General features: G+C 48.4%; 7 protein-coding genes and 1 tRNA gene. 1 reads left to right on the top strand and 7 read right to left on the bottom strand.

What is annotated here, in order from left to right:
• Positions 1–292 precede the first annotated feature (292 nt).
• Positions 293–1006 (top strand): hypothetical protein, encoded by a 714-nt coding sequence (locus Q0238_RS03775; protein ID WP_297943039.1) that lies wholly within the window; start codon positions 293–295, stop codon positions 1004–1006.
• A 272-nt stretch (positions 1007–1278) separates the two neighbouring features.
• Here the strand turns inward: Q0238_RS03775 and Q0238_RS03770 are convergent, their stop codons facing one another.
• The 7 genes from Q0238_RS03770 to Q0238_RS03740 all read right to left on the bottom strand — a co-directional run bounded on the left by Q0238_RS03770 (position 1279) and on the right by Q0238_RS03740 (position 6905).
• Positions 1279–1866 (bottom strand): hypothetical protein, encoded by a 588-nt coding sequence (locus Q0238_RS03770; RefSeq protein WP_297943037.1) that lies wholly within the window; start codon positions 1864–1866, stop codon positions 1279–1281.
• A gap of 316 nt (positions 1867–2182) precedes the next feature.
• Complete coding sequence (tmk, locus tag Q0238_RS03765) at positions 2183–2809, bottom strand: dTMP kinase (RefSeq protein ID WP_297943036.1); 627 nt, start codon at positions 2807–2809, stop codon at positions 2183–2185.
• 509 nt (positions 2810–3318) lie between these two features.
• Entirely contained in the window at positions 3319–4407 is a 1089-nt protein-coding gene (locus tag Q0238_RS03760) for a hypothetical protein (RefSeq protein ID WP_297943034.1), read from the bottom strand.
• 73 nt (positions 4408–4480) lie between these two features.
• Entirely contained in the window at positions 4481–4957 is a 477-nt protein-coding gene (gene coaD, locus Q0238_RS03755) for a pantetheine-phosphate adenylyltransferase (RefSeq protein ID WP_297943032.1), read from the bottom strand.
• Positions 4957–5511, bottom strand: a complete 555-nt coding sequence (locus Q0238_RS03750) for a UbiX family flavin prenyltransferase (RefSeq protein ID WP_297943030.1) — start codon at positions 5509–5511, stop codon at positions 4957–4959. The genes coaD and Q0238_RS03750 overlap by 1 nt, the downstream gene beginning before the upstream one ends.
• 76 nt (positions 5512–5587) lie before the next feature.
• A tRNA-Gly gene (locus tag Q0238_RS03745) sits at positions 5588–5662 on the bottom strand.
• 61 nt (positions 5663–5723) lie between these two features.
• Positions 5724–6905: a molybdopterin molybdotransferase MoeA gene (locus Q0238_RS03740; RefSeq protein ID WP_297943028.1), complete on the bottom strand. Its 1182-nt coding sequence runs from the start codon at positions 6903–6905 to the stop codon at positions 5724–5726.
• Positions 6906–6921 lie beyond the last annotated feature (16 nt).

The raw sequence follows: 6921 nt of genomic DNA, 5'->3' as shown, positions 1-6921 counted from the left end.
TTTTATGATCTTAAATTTAAACATGTTTGTTTAGTGCGTGGTGTGAACCGCGCTCGTAAAGCTAACCGTATTAAATTTGCCGCCGATAAGCGCGGCGGAATTTAGCGAAAAATTTTAAAACCAAGCTCGCGATCAGTCTATTTTGCCGCATGAAATTTAAAAGCTAGAATTTTGTCGCGCAGAATTCCGTCGCGCCGCAGAGCCTTGCGGGAAAGATGAGCGGGTTTTTCTAGCGCCGAGCAAACAAGTGCCTAGCAAGCGGCGCGAAATTTAAACTTAATTTTGGAGGATTATGCGAAATAAGCAGCCCTGTATCGAAGGCAGGATAGAAAACTTGCACGTCCGCGTCCTTAGGCAGGAGATCGAGACGCTCGTGCTTTTTGAGATAGGCGGCATTCGCTTTCGTATGCGTTGCAGGTCATTCTCGTTTAAGCAGGGCGATTTGGTGCGCGTAAAATACTGCAACCAAGGATATCTAGGCAGCCTCGTCGCCTTGGAAGTCGAGCGCCGCAGAACGCCTTTGGAATATGCCCGCGATTTTGCGTTGAGCTCGCTGGATGCCGCAAAACGCACGCTATCTTTAGCTTGGGACATTTTGATTACATTCGGTCTGATCTTTTTCGCCACGACGGTATTTTATGCGATATATTTTGCGTTCGCAAAAGACGCATTCCCAAACCTGAGCGATTTTTTCTACACTTGCGCGGGGCTTGCGCTCGTTGCGATGATAATTCTGGCATACGTTTATGCGATCGTCCGCGCGATTGAGAGTCGTGCACCTCGTTTGACACGGATATTTTTGACGTGCACCTACTTTGCTATATTCCTTATACTTTTTACTGCCGTTTTTATCATCGCGCTTGCGGTATTGCTTTATATTTGCGATATTTTGGGCTTTGGGGATTATTTCTTTTCCTGTTTAGTGCTCGCATTCGTGTGTTCGTATCTGGTCTGCTCTACTTGCATGCAAAAACTCTCATCGTGGCACAAGCGTCGTAAGAAATAGCGCTACTCCGCCGCACAATACACAGCGCGGAATTTCATAATTACGTCGCCTCAAATTTACATAGCAGAATTTCGCGGCGTGCTATAAATTTTATGCGCCGCGAAATTTTAAAATTCCGTTTCACGCGAATACGGCAAGAGGCGAAATTCCGCCACGCGAATAAAGCATACCGCCACGTTACGGGCATCGATAATCTACTCGTTTATTCCGCCAAATTAATCCATACCGCCGCAAATTTTATGTTTTAAAATTTTGCGCCGAATCTTTTGCGGCTAAAAAATACCTCGCAGAGCCGCTGTACCCTCTACATGTCTGTATGGCAAGAAATAATGCACGAAGTTTGTGCAAGCGCCCCCAGACACGCATATTTCGGCGCTCAGTCTGTGTTTGACATGCGCAGAATCGAGATCAGGTATCTCTAATTCGCCGCTTTTGTAACCGCTATAGCCCATCTCTATCGGCACCTCTAGCTCATCCTTTTCAAACACGACGCGTCCGCTTTGCACCTGCTCGAGCTTGATGTTTTTCAGCACGATCCCGGGCGCACTCACGTGCTCAAAATTTATACTTAGTTCATACGGAGCGCCGGTGGAGTTATCGTCCGAAAAGTCGGGCTTCGGCTCGCGCTCGTCGCGCCATGATCGTCCGCCGATAGTGGTAGCTCTTAAGCGGGCGCTGATGCTAAAATCCTTCAGATCCAGCGAAGCGCTGCTAAAATCACGGATGAGCGTCCAGGCTACGACGGTGCGGCCGAAAAATTTATCGGCGATCATATATGTGCCGAAAAGCGAGCTTATGACCACCCAAAACAAAAATATAAATTTTAAAACCTTACGCAAAACCAACTTTAACGTCTTCATCATTATCCTTTTAATCTAAAGCTTAAGCGGAATTCCACCTGCAAATCCGCGGATTAAAATTCCGCGCGGGATTTCGCTTATGAAATCCTGCGCCTTTTCAGTCTGCGGCGGAATTTTAAGACAGAATTACGTACCGAAATTTTACGGCTGAATTATAAAACAAAATTCCGCCCATGAAATTTTCCCTAGAACTGCGCCTATAAAATTCCATAAACGAAATTTGGAGATGAAATTTTATGGGCGAAATTCCATAGCTAAAATTTCACGGCAGACCTCAGAAATCAATTCCAGCAGCAAAATTCCACGCCTTAAAATTTTAAGAAAGTATGAAATTTTTTATCTGATCGCAGATCGCTTCTTCGGACTGCGCGGCGTCGATTTGCAGGGTCTGAACTCCGCACGCCGTGCACGCCTGCGCCATAAGATCTTGCACGCGCATTAGATATTTCAGACCGCGAGCCTCGATTATATCGCTGCTAGCGCGCGTTTTGAGCCGCGTTTTGACGAGCTGTTCGTCCGCCGAAAACAGCACGATTTTATCTGCGAATTTGCCCCCGAGCGCAAATTTATTAAGCGCGATAAGCTCGCTAAGATCCGCGTTTTCGTCGTTTGCCAGCGCATAGGCAAGCCCCGAGATGAAGCCGCGATCGCTTAGCACAAGACCGCCTGCGCCGCCCTTTATCACGCGCTCGTAGTGCTCGGCGCGGTCTGCGAGAAATAAAAGCAGCTCGGCGCGCTTTGAGATTTCGCCGCAGGCCTCGCGCAGATTTACGCTGCCGCGCGACCACTTAAAATCCTCGCCCAAAACGAGGCTTCGCACCGCCTCGCCGAGCTTCGTGCCGCCGGGCTCCTTGGTCACGATCGCCCGCGGGAAAGTCGCCGCCAGCCGCGCTATCTGCGTGCTTTTTCCCACGCCGTCGATACCTTCGAATATTACATACATTTTTCGCCTTTAAATTTGTGTGTTATTTTACAAGCTTATAGCTAAATAGCGGCTTTTTTAACAACCTGGCGTAAAATTTAGACCCTAAATCGGGCTTTTGCGCGAGCTTGTACGAGCCTCTTTTTATCTTTTGGCATAAAATTTTATCGGGCGCTTTTTTTGCTCGGCTCCTGCTCTTTGCGGCGCAGCTCGCGGTTAAATTTAGCGCTCGGACGGATGCGTTGCATAACACAGCGAGCGAGTAAATTTGCGCTTAAGGGGCGTGTACCGAGCGAAGCAGGGCGCCGGTCGATAAAGACAGCGCGCCGTGCGGATAGAATGGCACGTCGGGCGAGGTAGGGCGTCATCATACAGAGCAGGACGTATACCAGTTGAAGCGGATGGCGTTAGACGGAAATGGCGGCACTTCGGGCGGAGCAGGGCGGCGTTATGCAGAGTGGGGCGCATTGGGGCGGGCGAGTGCTGCGCGCGATGATAAAATCGCGACGATAAAATTTTAAATTTTGCCCTTATGCGCCTATCGGTTCGGGATTTATCGCTATGAAATCTTTCCTCAGATTGCCAAGATCGCAATCGGTAGCCGTGATCGTAAAATCCTCCGTCATATCGAGCGCAAATTCGCCAAGACCTGCTTTGAGCTGCTTCACGCACTCCCAAATGAGCTTTTTAGCCTGCGCATATTTATCATTTAGTTGCGTTTCTTGATTGAAAAGATCGAAAATTTTCGCCGTTTCGTAGTCTACTTCGACCTCGGCTCGAAACTCGTAATCAGGAACAAGCCAAAGAAGCCAACCGTCCTTTCGTGTAAGCCACTGCGCGCGCTGTTCTTGCGAGCCGAATCCGATGATCGGCGGCAAACTCCTATTGTCGCAAGCTAAATTTATGCAGTAGAGCTTGCAGCCGGGCGCGTGCTTTTTGATTGTCTCTTTAATCGCTGGCAGTAGTCTTTGCGCGGCGAGCTCATAGAGCTTTTTGTAGCTCATGTTCTTATCGGGCTTTTGATAGCGCACATAACCATTTTCGGTTATTAAGCTTAGCTCGCCCATTTCGTCAAATTCATAGTTTGTTACGTCATTCCTTCTGCCTGCGCGAGGGTGCTCTACATACTTCCGTCTTTGTGCGAGCTTGCCGCCTTCGTAAGTAAAATTTTCTATCCCATAGGCGTTGTTGTCAAAGGCCGAGTAGATGGACTTTAGCACGCTACCCTCATAGATAAATCTTTTTATATTGAAGCATCCTGCGCATCTTTTATTGTAGCAGCCGAAGTGATATTTTAAAACTTCGTCCCGCCCCCAAAAATAAAGGCTTTCAAAGAAACTTTTTTTGTCGTCATGTTGTCTCTCAAAAACGACGCGATCTTGTGCATCAAAGCCGTATTCGTAGGTGTTTACGATCTTTTTTGGTTTAGCTTTTAAAATTTTGCCCTTAAAGAAGCGGTTATATTCAAAATAAAACGGCTCTAAATTGATACAGCTACCCGACGCCCAGCGCCTGCTTACGACCTGCGCTTCGGCTATTTTATTTAAGGCTTTGTATTCATCTCTCACGCTTTTTAAAAACGTTCGCAGTCTTTCTATCTCATCCATTTGCTTATTCATTTTTATCTCCCGTGTGGTTTGCAAATTTTAAATTTAGCCGCGCCTGCGGGCTAAATTTCAGTCGCTTGCAAGCTCATTTTTTTAAAAATTTTAAAATTTCGCTTGGCACCAGGTGCGAAACGTCGCCGCCGTGGCTCAAAACGGAGCGGACAATCGAGCTTGAGATGAAGGCGTTTTTGAGCGTCGGCATCAAATACACGCTCTCAAATTCCTCCCATAGCGAGGCGTTTGCGTAGCCGATTTGTAGCTCGTACTCAAAGTCACTGACCGCGCGAAGCCCGCGGATAACGAAGCGCACGCCGCAAGATTTAGCAAAATCCACGAGCAGATTATCAAAGCTTTGCACGCGCACGCCGCGAAGCCCGCGCGTCGCGGCTCGCGCCATCTCTAGTCTGGATTTTAGGCTGAAGTAGGGCTTTTTGCTCTCGTTTAGCGCGACTGCGACGATGACTTCATCAAAAAGCCCTAGCGCGCGCTTGATTACGTCCAGATGGCCGTTCGTAATAGGATCGAAAGTGCCCGGATAGATACATTTTCTTGAGTTTTGCATTATTGCCACCTTTTAAATAGCTCGTTTTGCACGCCCAGAGCGTCGCACCACTTGCCGATTATGAATTTTTTTAAATTTTGCACGCCGCAGTAGCCTGCGATCACGGGCGGAGCGATGATGACGCCGAGCGCGGCTAGCTCGCTCATCTGGCGCAGGCTGATCGCAGAAAGCGGCATCTCACGCACGCCAAGAACTAGCCGCTTATGCTCTTTTAACGCGACTGCAGCGGCACGGGCGCTTAAGCTGTCGCAAAGCCCGCCGTAAATTTTAGCCAAAGAGCCAATAGAGCAGGGCGCAAAGATTGTGGCGTCAATGCCGAACGAGCCCGAAGCGGGCGGCGCACTAAGATCGGTGTTGGGATAGAATTTTACGCTCCTAAATTCCGCGGATTTTAAAGCCTCGTCCGCGTCTATGCCGCTTTCGGCGCTCAGGACGCGGCGCGCGCCCTGCGTAAACACGGCGTGGATTTCATGCGGTGAGTTGGCAAGAAATTTAAGCAGATCAAGCCCGATCTCGCAAAAACTCGCGCCGCTTACGCAAACTAAAATTTTCATTTCAAGGCTTTCATATCGAAATTTTGTGGTTTAAAAACAAATTCGGCGGAAGGAATTTTAAAATTTGAAGTTAAGATGGAGCGGGAAACGAGAGTCGAACTCGCGACATCAACCATGGCAAGGTTGCGCTCTACCACTGAGCTATTCCCGCATGCGGTAAAAATAAAGCGCGATTGTAGCCTATAAATTTTCATTTGTCAATAATTTCTCGCTTAAATTTTATAAATTTTTACGATTTCTCCAGCGCGAACTTTGTCGCATTCGGGATCAGCCAAGAAAAAATGCGATGCCGCAGCCAGCGGTCTGATGCGCCCAGAAGGCGACGGCATAGGCGTAAAAACTCCGCCTTCATATGCGCCTACGGTTAAATTTACTCTGCCGCTTTTTAGCTTCAGATCGCTTGCGAGCTTGGCATAGATCGCCGCTTCTGCGCTAAAAGCCTCGCTTGCGCCACTAAGCTTAAATAGGATCGGCAGTATGACTGCGCGCGTAAGCACGAAAGCAGCCATTGGATTGCCTGCCATTGCAAAGACGAATTTGCCGTCTTTTGCGAAGCACTTGCTGGGGCGGCCGGGCTTGATATCGATGTGATCGAAAACCTGCAAAAATCCAAGTTCACTCATAGCGCTTTGCATAAAATCCGCCTCCCCAGCACTTGCTCCACCGCTGGTAATTAGCACGTCAAATTTACGCGTAGCAGCGTCTAGCGTCTCGCATACCGCGCTAAAATCATCCTTTAAAATTCCTAAATACTCGTTTTCAAAGCCGTATTTTTGCAGCAATGCAGCAATACCACTAGAGTTGGCATTATAAATTTCGCGCTCGCTCGCACTCTGCCACGGCTCTTTGAGTTCGTTTCCACTGGAAAATAGAGCGATTTTAGGACGCGCGTAAACGTCCACTTCGTAAATTCCTTGCGCAGCAAGAAGCATGATTTTAGCAGGGTTTAAAATTTCGCCACGGTGCAATAAAAGCTCGCCCGCGCGCACCTCCTCGCCTTTTTTACGAAAGCCGTCGTGGGCATGAACGGAAGCAGGGATTTTTAGAGTTCCACCTTGCGCGTCTACATCCTCTAGCCTCGCGACAGAGTCTGCGCCTGCAGGCATTGGCGCGCCGGTCATTATCTTTTGCGCTTGCGTAGCCTTTATTTCGTAGAATTTCTCATCTCCTGCAAAAATCGTAGGCTCTACGATCTCTAGCTCTTCGTCTTTGAATTCCGCCGCGTAGGCATAGCCGTCAAGCGCCGAATTATCAAAGCAGGGTAGGTTTTTAAGCGCAGAAATATCGCTAGAAAGAATGCGACCTAGGGCGCTGGGAAGAGGCACCATTTCGCTCCGCCTGCTTGATGTGATTCTAGCCGTAGCCAAATCTATAGCCTCATTTATTCCTATCATTTTAAGTCCTTTTTAT

Origin of the sequence: uncultured Campylobacter sp., from assembly GCF_938045775.1 — a bacterium.
In the GTDB taxonomy this organism is placed as follows: Bacteria; Campylobacterota; Campylobacteria; order Campylobacterales; family Campylobacteraceae; genus Campylobacter_B.
The sequence above is the reverse complement of the archived record's forward strand: the minus strand, read 5'-3'. Positions and strand labels throughout refer to the sequence as shown.

Bases quoted from the DNA above. Each gene is read 5' to 3' on its own strand.
- tmk (WP_297943036.1), bottom strand. From the start codon at position 2,809: ATGTATGTAATATTCGAAGGTATCGACGGCGTGGGAAAAAGCACGCAG.
- Q0238_RS03750 (WP_297943030.1), bottom strand. From the start codon at position 5,511: ATGAAAATTTTAGTTTGCGTAAGCGGCGCGAGTTTTTGCGAGATCGGG.
- Q0238_RS03760 (WP_297943034.1), bottom strand. From the start codon at position 4,407: ATGAATAAGCAAATGGATGAGATAGAAAGACTGCGAACGTTTTTAAAA.
- Q0238_RS03770 (WP_297943037.1), bottom strand. From the start codon at position 1,866: ATGAAGACGTTAAAGTTGGTTTTGCGTAAGGTTTTAAAATTTATATTT.
- Q0238_RS03775 (WP_297943039.1), top strand. From the start codon at position 293: ATGCGAAATAAGCAGCCCTGTATCGAAGGCAGGATAGAAAACTTGCAC.
- Q0238_RS03740 (WP_297943028.1), bottom strand. From the start codon at position 6,905: ATGATAGGAATAAATGAGGCTATAGATTTGGCTACGGCTAGAATCACA.
- coaD (WP_297943032.1), bottom strand. From the start codon at position 4,957: ATGCAAAACTCAAGAAAATGTATCTATCCGGGCACTTTCGATCCTATT.